This is a genomic window from Bdellovibrio sp. HM001 (assembly GCF_055397275.1).
The window spans coordinates 3408055-3422826 of sequence record NZ_AP029174.1; the positions used below are offsets into that span (position 1 = coordinate 3408055).

Below are 14772 nucleotides of genomic sequence, written 5' to 3' on the forward strand. Positions count from 1 at the left end.
TCGTTCCAGGAGATAACCCGTGAAGTTTATTGCCTCTGTTCTTACCATTCTCGTTTTTACAACTTCAGCTTGCACTCATCTGTCCAAGGTAAACCCCGACAAGGCCTTCGTGGACCATCCTGTGCCGTACTCGCAAAGTCACCGGCACCCTGCCAATAACAATCTTCCGTGGTGGGCCGCCAGCGAAAAGCAGGTTCAAAACGCCTACTGCCGCCGCAAGCTTCCCACAACCAGTGCCGCGATTGCCGCTTATTACAAGAACCTGCCTCTAGGTCCCGGCTTTGAAGAAGGCACCTATACAATTTCCGGCATTGAACTCCGAAATGAAAGACCTGAACTTGTGCTGGCTCTGAGCCGTCTGCTGTTCCCGGCGGACCCCGAGGAAAAAATCAAAGAAGCTCCGGCAAACTTTCAGCAGGCCTTTAAGATCAGTCCATCCTGCGACAAGGCCTTTTGTGTCGCACAAAAAATCTTTGGTCCCGAGGTGGGTCCACAGATGCTATATCTGATGGATCAGTTTGATATCAACACATCCCCTTACGCCTTTATCAACGCCTCACCTTTCACGGCAGCAGAAATCGCCGATGTGATTCGCACGCTGGAGCTGGTTCATCCGAATCAGCTTCCCTTTGGCAGCAACAAAAAGCTGATTCGCTTTAAGCGAGGTTACACTCGTGCGTCTTACGGCGATGATGGCGGAAACGTTGTCGCCAATGCCGCCATTGAGCTTTTCGATGCCTGGACAGAACAAAGCTCCATCATGCGCCAGTACACTCTTTACCATGAAATTGCCCACAACCATTCGGACAATCAGTTCTCGGACTATGACCGTTCGGCAAGCTGGTTGGCTATTTCCGGATGGAAGGAAAATAAAGACGGCCAATTTGAATCTTTGCGCAAAAAAGCCAAACAAGGCCACCCCTTTGTCTCTCGCTACGGTGAAACAAATCCTTTTGAGGATTTTGCCGAAAGTCTGACGGCCTATCGCTTTAACCCGTCCTGGCTGAAACAAAAGTCCCAGGACAAGTACAATCTGATCAAACTTCTTGTGCATGATGGGCTGGAGTACACCTCCAACCGGGACTGTCAGCAGGCCCCGGTTTCTAAAACCTATCAAAAAAGTATTGATCAAAATGGGGATCGTCTGACTCCGGCGGAAAAGGACTATATCCTTAAGTCCTGCCGCAAACCTTTTTATGAATCAGTCCTAGGCCATATGCCCACCAGTTTCTTTGATGCTTGCGTGAACTTCGAAGCCACTTTGCTGTGGCAAAAACAGAATCAGCAACAGTATCCGGATCTGGTCCAGCAGTCGCTCTTTGACCCTGCTTTGCGCGTATCAATTCTGAAATTTAAGAAAACACGCCAGGAGATTGCTGAGAAGCTTCAGCCGGAAATGACAGACTGGCTTTTGAAATCCATGGAGACCTACAGTTACCAGATGAACTCAAGCCAATCCAATGCCGAGTACTGTGATGTCTGGGCGAAGATGGAACATCGAATCTATCCCGAATTGTATTTGGAAAACAAATGGACCAGAAAAAGTCCCTTCAGCTCCCGCCAACTGAGCCCTTCCGCCGGCGCGGCCCGCGGACTGTGTCTGGATCTGGTGCAGGGCTTTGTTCCCACGGCCAAGTCAGCAAGATCCACCGTGACAAACTGGCTCAGAAAAAGCACTTATCTTTCAGACGACACCAAGGTCAGCGAGCGTGGTATCACGCGCGAATCTCTGATGATCTACATCAAAGACCGTACTCGCCTTTACGAGAAGTAGTTCTTACTTGTTCTTTGGGGATCTTCTGGGCGGAGTCAGCTCCGCCAGGTCTGAAAGAATTTGCAACCAGCGTTCTTTCAAAACTGTCTTGGTGCGCCCATCTTTGATCTTTTCATGATTGAACACCAGAATACTTTTATCGTCCCCACGTTCGCCAAGATAAACCTGCAGAATGGTCGCTTTCGGCCAATCTGTATCCTGCCAGGTCATACGCAGACGCACGCCCTCTTTCATTGTGCGGATTTCTCCAAAGACACCGTCTTCTGTTTCAAATACATTTTTGGGTTTGAATTTAAACGGCGACAACGGTTTCAGCCACACCGCCTGCCCTTGTGGGGACTCCAGCAGGTCCCAAAGCTTATCGGCACTGACATAGAAAGTGCGTGTGGCCGCGGTCATGTACTCGCCCTTGGCATTACGTCCCTCAAACTTGCGTCCGATATGAACTTCATAAGCCGAAGTCACAATCTGCTGCCACCACGGCTTGATCTTGTACTTCTTCCCCAGAAAGGCCACGATCTCTTTGTGGGTCATGTGGGTGGCCCCCTGAGTGTCCAGAATTTTCACCCACTGATCCCAGTTTTTTCCGGTGTGTTTGGCCACCGACTCCGCGGAAACCTTGTTCAGTTTTTCAATCACGCCCACGGGAACTTTTTTGGCCATACACTTATCCGCTGACTAGAGTGCTTTTTTGATATGCAGGCTTCCGGCACCCGATTTCACAGAAACCTTGAACTTGGAATCCGAGGTTTCACCGATCTCATTAGTTAATTTCCCTGCAGGAGAAATAAAGCTGGTGGTAAACTTGGCATCCGCTGGCATTGTTAACTCCACCAGGCCGCTGCCGGATTTCAGATCGAATTTGCCTGAAACAGGCACCACTGCGTAAGTGATCTTTGCAGTGCCAGATCCCATTTTCAGATCCACATTCCCGGCTAAGGACTTCACCGTGATTTCGCCTCTGCCGCTGGAGCCTTCGAGTTCATGAACGTCAGAATCAATGCTTAGATGACCGCCGCCGATCTTGAAGTCAACATCACCCTTGGTCCCCACAATGGTCACATCCCCTGCACCGTTTTTGATTTCAAGATCGATCACTTTAGGAACCAGAATCGTAAAGTTTGTCGTGCAATCAGACTTTTTAAATGCACCTTTGCGATGAACTTTAATATCCAGATCCGAGCCCTTTTGTTTGAACTCCAGCGCACAAGACTTGGTAAAATCAATCTTTTCGGTCGTTACGACCAGTTTGTCTTCATGCCCGCCTTCGATCTTCACAGAACCTTTGATGTTCTCCAGCTCCAAAGACCGGATAAGCTTGGCATCAAAGTCTTTTGTTTCGGTCTGAGCACCTGCAACCGATCCGGCCAGCAGCAAAGCCATCATCAACATTGTTCTCATATTTCCTCCTAAACAATTCCTTAATTTAGCTCCCGAAAAAGGTCCTTTTCAAGCCAGAAACAAGAGTTTTTTTCCAAGGCCAGAGGGGTTCCCAGTAAAGGGTTGCGTTTCTCTTAGGGAACACGTACAAAAACAGCTTTCAAAAGGACCTCTGTTCATGATCAGCACATCCAATGTCAGTTTGCGTTTTGGCGGGAAAAAACTCTTTGAAGACGTGAATGTCAAATTCACTCCGGGGAATTGTTATGGACTTATCGGTGCCAATGGGGCCGGCAAATCCACGTTCCTAAAAATCCTTTCCAAGGAGATCGAGCCTAACACTGGCGAGGTTCATATTGCCTCAGACCTGAGAATTTCCATCCTGAAACAGGACCACTATGCTTATGACGAGTTCCCTGTTCTAAAAACCGTCCTGATGGGAAATGAGCGTCTGTACAAAGTCATGCAGGAAAAGGACGCCCTTTATGCTAAACCTGACTTTTCGGAAGAAGACGGGGTTCGTGCGTCTGAGCTTGAAACCGAATTTGCCGAACTAAACGGTTGGGAAGCTGAATCCGAAGCGGCCGTCATGCTGGCTGGACTGGCCATCCCTGAAGAGCTTCACGGAAAACTGATGAAAGAACTGACCGGCGGCGAGAAGGTCAAAGTCCTCTTGGCGCAGGCCTTGTTCGGTCGCCCCGACATTCTGCTGCTGGATGAGCCGACGAATCACTTGGATATCTATGCGATTCAATGGCTTGAACAGTTCCTGGAAACCTTTGAAAACACTGTGATCGTGATTTCGCACGATCGTCATTTCCTGAATAAGGTCTGCACGCATATCGCGGATATCGACTTCGGCAAAGTGACCACATACAGCGGAAACTATGATTTCTGGCGTCAGTCCAGCGAACTCAATCAACGCCTGCGCGCCGATCAGAACAAGAAGAGCGCCGAAAAAGCTGAAGAGCTTAAGGCCTTCATCGCGCGCTTCAGCGCGAATGCCTCCAAGTCCCGACAGGCCTCTTCCCGTCAGAAACAATTGGAAAAGCTTGAGTTCAATGATCTGCCCGCCTCTTCGCGCAAACAGCCGTTCATTGGCTTTGATATCAAACGCGAACTGGGTAACGACATCCTGACCGTCGACAAGATCACCAAAACCTGGGAAGGTGAAACTCTGCTAAAGAACGTCAGCTTCACTCTGAAGAAGGGCGACAAAGTCGCTTTGCTGGGAAGAAACGATCTGGCGAAAACACTTTTGCTGGAAATCCTGTCCGGCGAGATGGCAGCAGACTCCGGAACATTTAATTGGGGCATCACAACCTCCATTTCATACTTCCCAACGGACAACTCCAAATACTTCAATGGGGATGAAGAAACGTTGGTGGACTGGCTGCGCCCGTTCTCGACTGAAAAAGATGAAACGTTCTTGCGTGGATTCCTGGGTAAAATGCTTTTCAGTGGCAGTGACGCCCTGAAACAGCCCAAGGTTCTTTCCGGGGGCGAAAAGGTCCGTTGTATGTTTGCCAAGATGATGCTGGCTGGTTCTAACATTTTGATCCTGGACGGACCCACGAATCACTTGGATCTGGAAAGCATCACGGCCGTGAATGAGGGCTTAAGCCGCTTCAAGGGCACGGTGATCTTCACATCCCACGACCACGAACTGATTCAGACTGTCGCCAACCGCATTATCGAAATTGACACTTCGGTTGTGTACGACAATCACATCACTTACGAAGAGTACCTGGCGGCCAAGATCAACTCGAAAGCCTAGGATTCTGTTTCAACGGGCCTTTTTCTTTCCTGGCGAGAGTTATAGGCCCCGTTCTTCTGTTCAGACATCCGCAGATAATCAAGTTGTCGTTCAACCAGCAGATCAAACACTTCCAACAGATTGTCGTGCTGTCTTCGGGCGGTCTTAAATCCCCGACTGTGACCCAGGATCTCAATTGTTTGATGAATCGCCTCGATCGTTGAATAACAAAAGTCCGCGGGCTGCTTGCGCACCCGGAAGCTTGACGGTTTTGTCGGTGAAAAGCAGACCTGTGGCAAAGTCTTCAGATTCTGACTTTCGCGCATCATTTTTTTTGCCGTGGCCCAAGTGCCATCAATCACAAACACGGTCAGCTTTTTTCCCGCTGGCACCAGCTCCGTGCGCTGGCCTTCTGACATCAGGGAAAGATTCTGTGAGTCTGGCCCCGGGTACAGGATCACACAGTGCCTATCGGAATCACAAATCAGCGCATTCACCAGTTCATTGTCGGAATAGTCCTGCCCGGAAATCAGGTAAGAGTTCTCCAAACAAAGATAAGACATTCGCCCCGTGGCAATTCTTCGGCGCATTTCAATCGGGTGAATCAGGATCACAAAACTGATGTGAGGATCAAAACGCTGGATGTGCGGACAGTAGCACCCCTTCAACGGTTGTATGCACACGGGACAGTGCTGACGATAGACAGCCTGATCATGATAGTTTTTTAGTGCCAAAAGAACTGCCCCCTCAACCTCGAAACGCTGGGGCATCCTTCCCCAATACGAAAAACCTCGGATTTATCAACACGACTTCCGTGTCCAAGTCTTTCCACTCTATCACAATTCACCTGTTACATGTCTTAATCTGTGCTGATTTTTTTAGATTTCTGTCCCCACAAAGTACAATGAGGACAAGTACAACTCACAACGGATGAGGTGTGACATGAGAACACTTAAACAAATAACAGGCGCAATCACAGCTCTGCTATTTTTGACAGTCGGCACGGCCCAAGCAGAGCCAATAGAAAGCATGAAAAATCACGAACCCAATGTCATCGAAGAGATCAACCCCTTTGATCCCAATATCGAACAGATTCTGGAAGAATTCGATAGAATCTACGAAGAAGAAACGGGCCAACCGTCTCACCTTCCAGAAAGCTTTATTGATGAGATCATCGGCTTTGCCAATTGCTTCCGCAACAGCTGTGCCGTGTGGGCGCAGGTTGTGAAGTCCACTCAGCGCATGTACCTTTATGTCAACGGCAGTCTGCGGGGGTCTTGGTTGGTGTCGACGGGTATGTCCGGTTATACCACCCCCAATTTTGATCGACACCCGGATGGTCGTATCTATGACCGCTACTCCTCAAGAAAGTATCCAGGTGGAGACTATAAGGGGTTAGGCAATATGCCCTATGCGGTCTTTATCACCGGAGGCTTTGCTCTGCATGGCACGCCTCAAGGAAACTGGTCCAAACTGGGCACCAGAGCATCTCACGGCTGCATTCGCATGCATCCTGACAATGGTTACATTTTCAACCGCCTGGTCCGTCAGTATGGCAAATACAATGTCTGGATCACCGTGCAGTAGTTGAAAGTAAAAAGGGTCTTCGACCGAAGACCCTTTTTTAGCGACGCCTGTGATACGTTGTGGGGATTCCCTTGGCGCTCCACTTGTGGGTTTTATAAGACCCACCAGAGCGAATTTTTTCATAAGAAAGCTCGACGTCAATCAAAGCATTAAAGTCGGCCTTCACCGTCATAAAGGCCAGACGCAACAAAGCCTCTTCACGATCCTCACAGTCCACGACCTTTAAAGCCGCTTCTTTGCGGGAAAAATTGCGGGTTTCCTTGCTTTGGTCTTTCATAAAGACGGCAATATTCTTCGCCGCTTCCATGGTTTCGTTGTAAGTCCCAAGCTCCGGAACAATCTTGGCATCATAACATGGACCACAATAAGCCCCATGAGATAGAAACTCCGGAACCTCTTTCAAGAACGAAAAGCTTCCTTCTTCTAAAAACTGCGCACACTTCTTACAGACAGGTTCTTTACAAGCTCCGCACTGAAGGGTGGCTTTCGGCTTTTGGCAGACACAGCAATTCGTATTTTCCATAGGAACAAACTAATACATTTGCCGTCCGAGTTCGACAAGATTCTATTCTCGCCCTGAAAACATCACCGGCCGATTCGGGTCCTTGGGGGCGGTTTTAGGCTTTTTCCTCCATTGGAAACGCTTCATGTCAATCTGGTTGACCCCAGAGAATTCCACCCCTTCGCTTTCAAGCAGTTTCTTTTGTTTTTTGAATTCGGCACTGCCCGGAGCAAAAGAGATCTTCCCCTTGGAATTCAAAACCCGCTGCCAGGGAAGATCATGACTCTCACTGCATGAATGAAGAAGCCATGCGACTCCCCGAGCCCCCTGTGGCTTCCCCGCCAAAGCGGCGATCTGCCCATAAGTGGCAATCTTCCCTCGTGGGATCTTCATGATAAAGCTTAAAACTTTTTTTGAGAATTCCGTGGTTGCCTGCATGATGCTTCTTTAAGCTATACTTTCGTGAGGGGGAAAAGTCACATGTCGAATTCGGAAAATTCTATCGAGTCAGGTCCACTGTATAAGTTTCTGCTGAAAGTGGAAAAAGCGGGAAATGCTCTGCCACAACCTGCTCTGATGTTCTTACTTCTCACGTTCCTGGTGGTTCTGCTTTCTGCCGTTATCAGCGGTCTGGGTATTGAAGCTGTTCATCCCGTAAAGAAAGAAACAATCACCGCGGTCAACCTGCTGTCTGTGCAGGGGTTGCATATGGTGCTGACCGATATGCTTAAGAACTTTACCGGATTTGCCCCGCTGGGCACCGTGCTGGTGGCAATGCTGGGATTCAGCCTGACTGAAAAAAGTGGTTTGCTGGGGGCTTTGCTGCGTTTGCTGGTTTTAAAATCCCCGAAACAACTTCTGGTACCAGCGGTTCTTCTGGCGGGGATCATGTCCCACACCGCAGGGGATATCGGATATGTTTTGCTAATTCCACTTTCAGCCATGGCCTTCCATAGCGCCGGTCTTAATCCCTTGGCGGGCTTGGCCATTTGCTTTGCCGGTGTTTCCGGAGGTTTTGCCGCCAACTTTATGCTCAGTGTGGCGGACCCGGTTCTTTCCGGATTATCGCAAGAGGCCGCACGAATCATTGATCCGGCATACACTGTGACTCCGGTTGTGAACTGGTATTTCATGTCCGTGTCGTCCATCCTGATCATCGGCGTGGGAACCCTGGTCGCCAAAAAAATCACGATCCCGTTCCTAGGCGAATACAAGGGCTCTGCCGAACACACCTCCCCAGAACCTTTGAATGCCTATGAAAGAAAAGGCCTGCGCTGGGCCGGGATTGTCTTCTTTGTCTTTATCGCACTGGTTCTTCTGGGTACCGTCCCCGAGACTGGGTTTTTGCGTAATGCTCAAAACGGCTCCCTGCTAAATTCCCCTTTCCTGATGGGTATTATTCCCATGGTCTTTTTCCTGGCCGCCTTAACAGGTGTCGCTTATGGATTTGCTGCCAAGACTTTTAAATCCCAATCTGATGTGACCAATGCCATGCAGGAATCCATGGCCACCATGGCGCCTTATTTGGTCATGGTCTTTTTCGCCGCTCAGTTTATTGCGCTCTTTAATTCCTCGAACGTGGGATTGATCCTGGCTGTGAAAGGTTCAGAAGTTCTAAAAGACATGCACTTAAGCGCCATTCCTCTGATGATTGGCTTTATCATTCTGACGTGTGTGGTGGACTTGTTCCTGGGGAGCGCCTCCGCAAAGTGGGCCCTGATGGCTCCGGTCTTTGTTCCCATGTTCATGCTCCTGGGTATTGCCCCGGAACTGACTCAGGCTTCTTATCGTGTGGCGGACTCGGTGGTGAATATTATTTCTCCGTTGATGCCTTACTTCCCTCTGATTCTCGCATTCGCCAATAAGTATGACCCGAAGGCTCGCATCGGCACCTTGATTGCATTGATGCTTCCTTACTCCATCGCCTTCACCATCTTCTGGTCTTTGCTGCTCTTTGCCTGGATTTTACTGGGCTTGCCCCTGGGACCAGGAGCACAGCTGCACTTCGTGATGCCCGGTCAGTAAAAAAAAGCTCCCCAGATAAATTTCCGGGGAGCTTTTTTATTTTCACTGTTTGTAAGAACGATACCAAACTGCGTTGTCTGTCCCCAACACAAACACCAAGGTTCTATTTTTCGCCGAAGAACTTGCATCAGGCCCCGAAGTCAGGACTCCACCCAAGGATTCCCATCCCGACCATGAACCATGGAACCACTTATGCCAAAGGGCATTGTCGGTTCCTCGCACATACACATCCAGACGACCATTTCCCCAAGAGGATACCCCCGGCGATGACGTCAAAACGCCACCCAAGGATTCCCAGGACGACCAACCGCCCGCATACCATAGATGCCAAAGGGCGTTGTCTGTGCCCCGCACGAAGACGTCAATACGATTCGCTCCCCAAGACACAGCTGCGGGGTCCGATGTCAGAACACCGCCAAGCGATTCCCATCCCGACCAAGCACCGGAAGAAAACCATTTATGCCAGAGGGCATTGTCGCCACCACGAACAAAGACATCCAATCGTCCACCCGCCCAGCTTGCTGCCGCCGGACCCGAAGTCAAAAATCCGCCTAAAGAAACCCACGGTTGCCAAGCTCCATTGCGAAAGGTGCGCTGCCAAAGAGCATTGTCTCCGCCTCGCACAAACACATCGATACGATTGGAACCCCAGCAAGCGACCGCAGGTGAGGAGGTGAGATAGCCTCCCAAAGACTTCCAGGAACCCCACGAGGTTCCATTCCAGGCACGATACCAAAGAGCATTGTCTGTGCCTCGTACAAAAAGATCCGTGCGATAGCCACTGCGTGAACATGAAGCCGGGTCCGAGGTTCCAACACCGCCGATGCTGGACCAGGCAGACCAACCCGGAGGTTGTGGATCATCATGTTCAGGGGTGATCGGCCCCTGAACAGATACGGGGGGTGTGATTGCATCAGTCATCACAAAAGCCTGTGCCCCTTGTGATGCGCCGAGTGCGAAAGAAATTAAAAGTAAGCCTGTTGTGACACGCATATCATCCTCCTGTGATTCGAGCGTTGGTTAATCTTTTCTTCACCGCCAAGGTAACCAATGCCGAATCAGAACAGGTAGATGAATCGTTTGCTTTGCCAAAATGCCTTGCTAAGGCTTGCTAAAGAAAGCCCTTGTGCAAAAGCGCACTGGACTTTCAAGCATCCGTCTAGTCGAACAGTTCTTCCAGGAATGACTTCCGCTTATAGGGCTTTTGCTGATAAGGACCCGACTGAGACTGGTGATAGGAAGGCTGTTCCTTCTTTGTTTCAAATTCTTGAGAGCGTTCAATGATTTTATCCAGCTCTCCACGATCCAGCCAAATTCCACGGCACTCGGGGCAATAATCAATTTCAATTCCTTTGCGCTCGGAAATCACAAGATTCGGTTCTTTACAGGTTGGACATTTCATTCTTTACCTCCAGATCTTTTAAATAAACTACTAAAGGCTCAGTCTTTTTGAAAATCGATAATATTTAATAAAATATTCGCTTAAAACAATTAACTAAAAAGCGAATCGGATGTGAACACAAACAAACGATCCGAGACGAAGTCGCGTTCAAGTTGAAAAAGGGATAAAGCAAAACCTTATCTTGCCCGTCCTGTCGGACAGGCGTAGTTATAGTTTCTATGACATCGTCTTCCTCATCTCCCCTGTCCCGAGGCTTGGTTCTTCTTCTTGCCGCAGCTGTTGGTATCACTGCTGCCAATCTTTATTATGCGCAACCCATTGTCGCCATGATCAGCCAGGCTCTGGGATTAGCACCCGAAGCAGCGGGCTTGGTCGTCACACTCACACAAGTGGGGTACGGCTTGGGGGTGTTGCTGATGGTTCCCCTGGGGGACATGCTGGAAAACCGTCGCCTTGTGATGGCGATGATCGCGTTGACGATTCTGGGACTTCTTGGGCTGGCTTTTGCAACGCAGTTGATTCCCTATTTTATCGCCGCGTTCGCCACAGGCTTGGGCGCATCAACGGTTCAGATCATTGTTCCTTACGTAGCCCACTTCGCCCCGGAAACACGACGAGGTCAGGTTGTCGGCAGCTTGATGAGTGGCCTTATGATCGGCATTATGCTTTCCCGCCCAACATCAAGCTTGCTGACGGATCTGTTCTCGTGGCATGCGGTCTTTGTTCTGTCCGCCTTTCTGATGACTGTTTTGGGTGTCGTGCTTTATTTGGTCTTGCCCCCGCGCTCTCCCTCGAACAAAAATCTGCGCTATGGGGCTTTGTTAAAATCCATGGGGCGTCTTTATCTGACGACTCCTATTCTGCGGCGACGGGCCCTTTATCAGGCTTTTCTTTTTGGCGCCTTCAGCTTGTTCTGGACAGCCAGCCCCTTGCTGCTTGCGGGACCCGACTTCAATCTGTCCCAGACGGCCATTGCCGTTTTTGCTTTAGTGGGCGTGTCGGGCGCCATTGCCGCGCCCTTAGCAGGCTGGGCGGCTGACAAAGGCTGGAGTCAAAAAGCCACAAACGCGGCGATGCTGATTTCCGCCGGATCTTTTTTGTTGAGTCATATTTTTACTGCCGGTTCACAGGCGGCCTTGGCCGCCCTGGTGGTTTCGGCCATTCTGCTGGATGCTGGAATCACCGCGAATCTGGTTTTGGGTCAACGGGCGATCTTCTCTTTGCAGGCTGAATATCGCAGTCGCCTGAATGGGCTGTTTATCGCAACCATTTTTGTTGGCGGCGCTATTGGTTCGACACTTGGAGCCTGGGCATATGCCTATGGCGGCTGGAATCTGACATCATGGGTGGGCTTTGCAATGCCCACTCTGGCTTTCGTGGTATTCCTGACAGAGAAAAAAGAACTAAGTCAGACCCAAAAGGGAAGCAACTGAGTTGGCGTTGGCTTTTCAATGGCTCTGTGGTGTTCTAAGGTAGATCAAGCAAGGAGTGTCTATGAATGTTCAAGACCATGAATTCAAAGCCCTGTTGGAAAAATACCGCAAGTTTTCAGTCTATGGACTCAGTCCCGACACCACAAAACCCAGCCACTATGTTCCGGCATACATGAAAGATCACGGGTGGGACATTGTCGGCACTTACCCAAAAGCCCATGATGTTGGCGGTTTTAAAATTTATTCTTCACTGAAAGACGTTCCGCCTGAATATCGCAAGTTCGTGGACGTTTTCAGAAGTTCCGATCGAATTCCCGATGTCGTTGACGAAGTTCTTGAAGTGGGCGGCGTCGAGGTCTTGTGGTTACAGCTCGGGATTTCCAATCCGGAAGCCGAAGCACGCGCGGAAAAAGCCGGAATCAAAGTAGTTTCCAACCGCTGTTTGATCATCGAGCACAAGAAGTGGTTTTAACAAAGAAGAGCCCTTAGCTGGCGTTCCGTCATGCCTTTTTAAAACCTGCGCTTTTGACGCAGGCCTTGTCGATTTGACCCACCTGCGGACTTCTATTATTTTTTTTGGATGGGAAAGAGAGTCTAAGTCCGCATGCAAAGACAGTGGGTGTTAATTCGAGGAATCATGAGCGAGTCTTACCATTGGTGGAACTTTCTTCCCCAATTGCAGGAACGTTTTCCTCTGGACCAATTTCACACCGCCGACATCCTGGGTAATGGCCGGCTGAATAGTCACAAAACCCCCTTAAGCCTATCCAAGAATATCCAGGCTTTGCGTGAACAAGCCCCCACAGATGGCAAAAAGATTCTCTTTGGTTTTTCATTGGGTGGAATGCTGGCTTTAGAGTGGGCTCACCGCCACAACGATGAAGTCGCGGCCGTGATATTGATTAACTCAAGCCTGAACAACTCTCCGTTCTATAAAAGAATGACGCCTTATTCATTTGGGCGCATTTTCCAGTCGGCCCTGCAAAAAGATCTGCATAAGCGTGAAGAAATGATCCTTCGTATGACGACCACGCAAACGCCGCAGGAATCCGTCAGCGAACTTGCCAAGCATTGGGGGGCACGCAGCCGGGAACTGCCCGTGCGGCCTGCGAACTTCCTTTGGCAGTTGGGTCTGGCGACTCAGATACGCCAACGAAGGGAACCACCGGCTCCGGTTCTGGTTCTTTCGTCAGCCAAAGATCGCGTGGTTCATCCTGAATGTTCTGAAAAAATCGCCCGCCAATGGAATGTACCACTGGTCAGACATCCTGAAGCAGGACATGATCTAACTCTGGACGATCCAAAGTGGGTTTTGGAGCAAGTAAGTCAGTTTATCAACTCAGGATTAAAAGCATGACTATCGCCATAAAAATTGGACTGACCGTTGCTGCCGTGGGACTGTGGCTTTTCACTCAAAAGCTTTTGGGACAGCGTCAGATGCCATTCAAGGATCGCATCGGCGACTATTTCCATGTTCTGACCGATCGCTGGAGCCAGTATCTGAACCGCACCCCCAAAGTGGCCAACGGACTTTTGATTTCCAGCTCTCTGGTGATCGATGCTGTCGGTATCTATCTGATTGCGCAAACACTGCTGGGACCCAGCATTCGCCCTTTGTTGACTTTGCTGGTACTGTTCACCTTGCGACAGATCAATCAAGCCGTCACTGTTTTACCAACCCCTGAAGGCATGATCTGGCGCGATCCTGGGGTCCCATCGATCTTTGTGACCTATGGAGTTTCCAACGATCTTTTCTTTTCCGGGCACACCGCCTTGGCAGTTTTGGGAGCCTTGGAAATTGCCCAACTTGGCGGACCCTTCTTTATGGCTTTGGCTTGCGCGGTTGTCATTTTTGAAGTGGTCGCAGTTCTGTTATTAAGAGCGCACTGGACAATGGATATCTTTGCCGGCGCGATCACCGCCCTCTGGACTCACGAAATCGTCAGCAGATACGCCCCTTCTGTTGACTCTTGGATCAATACAATTTCGTAATAGTAAATCCCCTGTCGTGACAATCCACGCTGGCTCCATCGGCTTATAGACACTGCTCTTGCCCGCAGTTCCAATTAAACAACAACAGATGTTTATACTCTCTGGCCCTGGGCTTGCATCATTCCGATCTCCGAATAGGAAAGATGCTTATGAAATCAATCGTTGCTTTGCTTATGACTCTAAATCTTTCATCGGTTGCCAAAGCCGCTGGTGATGTCGTCGTTTATGATGTGAACGTGACCTCCACGGGTCAAACCTCCGACAAACGGCTGAGCTGGAGCTCTTTAGAACCCCAGATCCGTCAGGCCATTTTAGAGCAAAGCCGAACCTATGAACGCTCCGTCTCTTACAGTATTAACACAGCTCCTGACCGACGAATGGTGGTGATGACCGCCCCCAAAGATCCCCGACAACAGCCTGTTCGAGTTTTCGGGTTTACGGAAAAAGACGTTCTGGCGATGGATGGTGATCCAAATGGAGCCGCCTGCTCACGCCGACATATCCATGATGACTATTCAAACCGTTGGTGCCACGGGTACTTTATCAAGCTCGCTGACACCTATTTAAGATCCAAAGGCGTCAACAAGCATCTTGCAGCAATCATTGCCGCTTCCACTTTTGTACCTAAAGAGTATCTCTACGACAAAAACCCTTCTATGGCAGACCTGGCCGTGGTGGAGTATGAAATTTACCGATCCGACAACCCCCGAAAGTCCACTCGGGTCACAATGACGTTGTTCGGAGATAAAACAGCGTTTGTAACCATGGAACGCAAGTTTTAGACAACGGCTTCTCAGAAATGTCACCCTCTCAACATGAGACACTCCCTTTGGTCTGCAAAGGAATATAGTCGTTTATAGCCCTAAATCCTCCGGCTCGGTTGGCACCGACCTTGCCTCTATTCATAGTGAGACAAATTTA

16 protein-coding genes are annotated in these 14772 nt (G+C 49.7%); 9 read left to right on the forward strand and 7 right to left on the reverse strand.

Annotation, left to right across the window (positions count from 1 at the left end):
- Positions 1–19 precede the first annotated feature (19 nt).
- On the forward strand, positions 20–1774 hold the full coding sequence (locus ACZ5ZZ_RS16065) for a hypothetical protein (protein WP_464132314.1): 1755 nt from the start codon (positions 20–22) through the stop codon (positions 1772–1774).
- Between the two features lie 3 nt (positions 1775–1777).
- Here ACZ5ZZ_RS16065 and ACZ5ZZ_RS16070 read toward each other — a convergent pair whose 3' ends face one another.
- Positions 1778–2437 (reverse strand): SRPBCC domain-containing protein, encoded by a 660-nt coding sequence (locus ACZ5ZZ_RS16070; protein WP_464132315.1) that lies wholly within the window; start codon positions 2435–2437, stop codon positions 1778–1780.
- Positions 2438–2452: 15 nt separating this feature from the next.
- Positions 2453–3175 carry a DUF4097 family beta strand repeat-containing protein gene (locus ACZ5ZZ_RS16075; RefSeq protein ID WP_464132317.1) on the reverse strand — a complete coding sequence of 241 codons (723 nt, stop codon included), beginning with the start codon at positions 3173–3175 and terminating at the stop codon, positions 2453–2455.
- 157 nt (positions 3176–3332) lie between these two features.
- Between ACZ5ZZ_RS16075 and ACZ5ZZ_RS16080 the strand changes: the two genes are divergently transcribed.
- Positions 3333–4931, forward strand: coding sequence for an ABC-F family ATP-binding cassette domain-containing protein (locus ACZ5ZZ_RS16080; protein ID WP_464118754.1), 1599 nt, complete (start codon positions 3333–3335; stop codon positions 4929–4931).
- Here the strand turns inward: ACZ5ZZ_RS16080 and ACZ5ZZ_RS16085 are convergent.
- Positions 4928–5644 (reverse strand): tRNA-uridine aminocarboxypropyltransferase, encoded by a 717-nt coding sequence (locus ACZ5ZZ_RS16085; RefSeq protein WP_464140315.1) that lies wholly within the window; start codon positions 5642–5644, stop codon positions 4928–4930. The genes ACZ5ZZ_RS16080 and ACZ5ZZ_RS16085 overlap by 4 nt on opposite strands.
- Before the next feature lie 208 nt (positions 5645–5852).
- Between ACZ5ZZ_RS16085 and ACZ5ZZ_RS16090 the strand changes: the two genes are divergently transcribed.
- Entirely contained in the window at positions 5853–6497 is a 645-nt protein-coding gene (locus tag ACZ5ZZ_RS16090) for a L,D-transpeptidase (protein WP_464132321.1), read from the forward strand.
- A 37-nt stretch (positions 6498–6534) separates the two neighbouring features.
- Here the strand turns inward: ACZ5ZZ_RS16090 and ACZ5ZZ_RS16095 are convergent, their stop codons facing one another.
- Positions 6535–7020 (reverse strand): hypothetical protein, encoded by a 486-nt coding sequence (locus tag ACZ5ZZ_RS16095; protein ID WP_464132323.1) that lies wholly within the window; start codon positions 7018–7020, stop codon positions 6535–6537.
- A gap of 42 nt (positions 7021–7062) precedes the next feature.
- A complete protein-coding gene (locus tag ACZ5ZZ_RS16100; RefSeq protein WP_464140318.1) occupies positions 7063–7437 on the reverse strand; it encodes an MGMT family protein in 375 nt (124 codons plus the stop codon).
- A 42-nt stretch (positions 7438–7479) separates the two neighbouring features.
- Between ACZ5ZZ_RS16100 and ACZ5ZZ_RS16105 the strand changes: the two genes are divergently transcribed.
- Positions 7480–9024, forward strand: a complete 1545-nt coding sequence (locus tag ACZ5ZZ_RS16105; protein WP_464118759.1) for an AbgT family transporter — start codon at positions 7480–7482, stop codon at positions 9022–9024.
- A 42-nt stretch (positions 9025–9066) separates the two neighbouring features.
- On the opposite strand, the gene ACZ5ZZ_RS16110 is transcribed toward ACZ5ZZ_RS16105, so the two are convergent.
- A complete protein-coding gene (locus ACZ5ZZ_RS16110; RefSeq protein ID WP_464132324.1) occupies positions 9067–10017 on the reverse strand; it encodes a PLL family lectin in 951 nt (316 codons plus the stop codon).
- A 166-nt stretch (positions 10018–10183) separates the two neighbouring features.
- Positions 10184–10426 carry a TFIIB-type zinc ribbon-containing protein gene (locus tag ACZ5ZZ_RS16115; protein ID WP_464118761.1) on the reverse strand — a complete coding sequence of 81 codons (243 nt, stop codon included), beginning with the start codon at positions 10424–10426 and terminating at the stop codon, positions 10184–10186.
- A gap of 218 nt (positions 10427–10644) precedes the next feature.
- Here ACZ5ZZ_RS16115 and ACZ5ZZ_RS16120 point away from each other — a divergent pair, with 218 nt between their 5' ends.
- The 5 genes from ACZ5ZZ_RS16120 (at position 10645) to ACZ5ZZ_RS16140 (ending at position 14633) form a co-directional block, all read left to right on the forward strand.
- The gene (locus tag ACZ5ZZ_RS16120) at positions 10645–11859 is read left to right on the forward strand and encodes an MFS transporter (RefSeq protein ID WP_464140320.1); all 1215 of its coding nucleotides are present in this window, start codon (positions 10645–10647) and stop codon (positions 11857–11859) included.
- 61 nt (positions 11860–11920) lie between these two features.
- Positions 11921–12331 carry a CoA-binding protein gene (locus ACZ5ZZ_RS16125; RefSeq protein WP_464118763.1) on the forward strand — a complete coding sequence of 137 codons (411 nt, stop codon included), beginning with the start codon at positions 11921–11923 and terminating at the stop codon, positions 12329–12331.
- Positions 12332–12463: 132 nt separating this feature from the next.
- Positions 12464–13216 (forward strand): alpha/beta fold hydrolase, encoded by a 753-nt coding sequence (locus ACZ5ZZ_RS16130; protein WP_464140323.1) that lies wholly within the window; start codon positions 12464–12466, stop codon positions 13214–13216.
- Positions 13213–13851, forward strand: coding sequence for a phosphatase PAP2-related protein (locus tag ACZ5ZZ_RS16135; protein ID WP_464140325.1), 639 nt, complete (start codon positions 13213–13215; stop codon positions 13849–13851). Before ACZ5ZZ_RS16130 ends, ACZ5ZZ_RS16135 begins: the two co-directional genes overlap by 4 nt.
- A 149-nt stretch (positions 13852–14000) precedes the next feature.
- A complete protein-coding gene (locus ACZ5ZZ_RS16140) occupies positions 14001–14633 on the forward strand; it encodes a hypothetical protein (RefSeq protein ID WP_464140328.1) in 633 nt (210 codons plus the stop codon).
- The last annotated feature ends 139 nt before the right edge of the window (positions 14634–14772 follow it).

What these genes read in the sequence shown, in the direction of transcription:
- ACZ5ZZ_RS16095 (WP_464132323.1), bottom strand. Translation starts at nt 7,020, where the DNA reads ATGGAAAATACGAATTGCTGTGTCTGCCAAAAGCCGAAAGCCACCCTT.
- ACZ5ZZ_RS16130 (WP_464140323.1), top strand. Translation starts at nt 12,464, where the DNA reads ATGCAAAGACAGTGGGTGTTAATTCGAGGAATCATGAGCGAGTCTTAC.
- ACZ5ZZ_RS16090 (WP_464132321.1), top strand. Translation starts at nt 5,853, where the DNA reads ATGAGAACACTTAAACAAATAACAGGCGCAATCACAGCTCTGCTATTT.
- ACZ5ZZ_RS16100 (WP_464140318.1), bottom strand. Translation starts at nt 7,437, where the DNA reads ATGCAGGCAACCACGGAATTCTCAAAAAAAGTTTTAAGCTTTATCATG.
- ACZ5ZZ_RS16135 (WP_464140325.1), top strand. Translation starts at nt 13,213, where the DNA reads ATGACTATCGCCATAAAAATTGGACTGACCGTTGCTGCCGTGGGACTG.
- ACZ5ZZ_RS16080 (WP_464118754.1), top strand. Translation starts at nt 3,333, where the DNA reads ATGATCAGCACATCCAATGTCAGTTTGCGTTTTGGCGGGAAAAAACTC.
- ACZ5ZZ_RS16105 (WP_464118759.1), top strand. Translation starts at nt 7,480, where the DNA reads ATGTCGAATTCGGAAAATTCTATCGAGTCAGGTCCACTGTATAAGTTT.
- ACZ5ZZ_RS16070 (WP_464132315.1), bottom strand. Translation starts at nt 2,437, where the DNA reads ATGGCCAAAAAAGTTCCCGTGGGCGTGATTGAAAAACTGAACAAGGTT.
- ACZ5ZZ_RS16115 (WP_464118761.1), bottom strand. Translation starts at nt 10,426, where the DNA reads ATGAAATGTCCAACCTGTAAAGAACCGAATCTTGTGATTTCCGAGCGC.
- ACZ5ZZ_RS16120 (WP_464140320.1), top strand. Translation starts at nt 10,645, where the DNA reads ATGACATCGTCTTCCTCATCTCCCCTGTCCCGAGGCTTGGTTCTTCTT.
- ACZ5ZZ_RS16110 (WP_464132324.1), bottom strand. Translation starts at nt 10,017, where the DNA reads ATGCGTGTCACAACAGGCTTACTTTTAATTTCTTTCGCACTCGGCGCA.
- ACZ5ZZ_RS16075 (WP_464132317.1), bottom strand. Translation starts at nt 3,175, where the DNA reads ATGAGAACAATGTTGATGATGGCTTTGCTGCTGGCCGGATCGGTTGCA.
- ACZ5ZZ_RS16125 (WP_464118763.1), top strand. Translation starts at nt 11,921, where the DNA reads ATGAATGTTCAAGACCATGAATTCAAAGCCCTGTTGGAAAAATACCGC.
- ACZ5ZZ_RS16140 (WP_464140328.1), top strand. Translation starts at nt 14,001, where the DNA reads ATGAAATCAATCGTTGCTTTGCTTATGACTCTAAATCTTTCATCGGTT.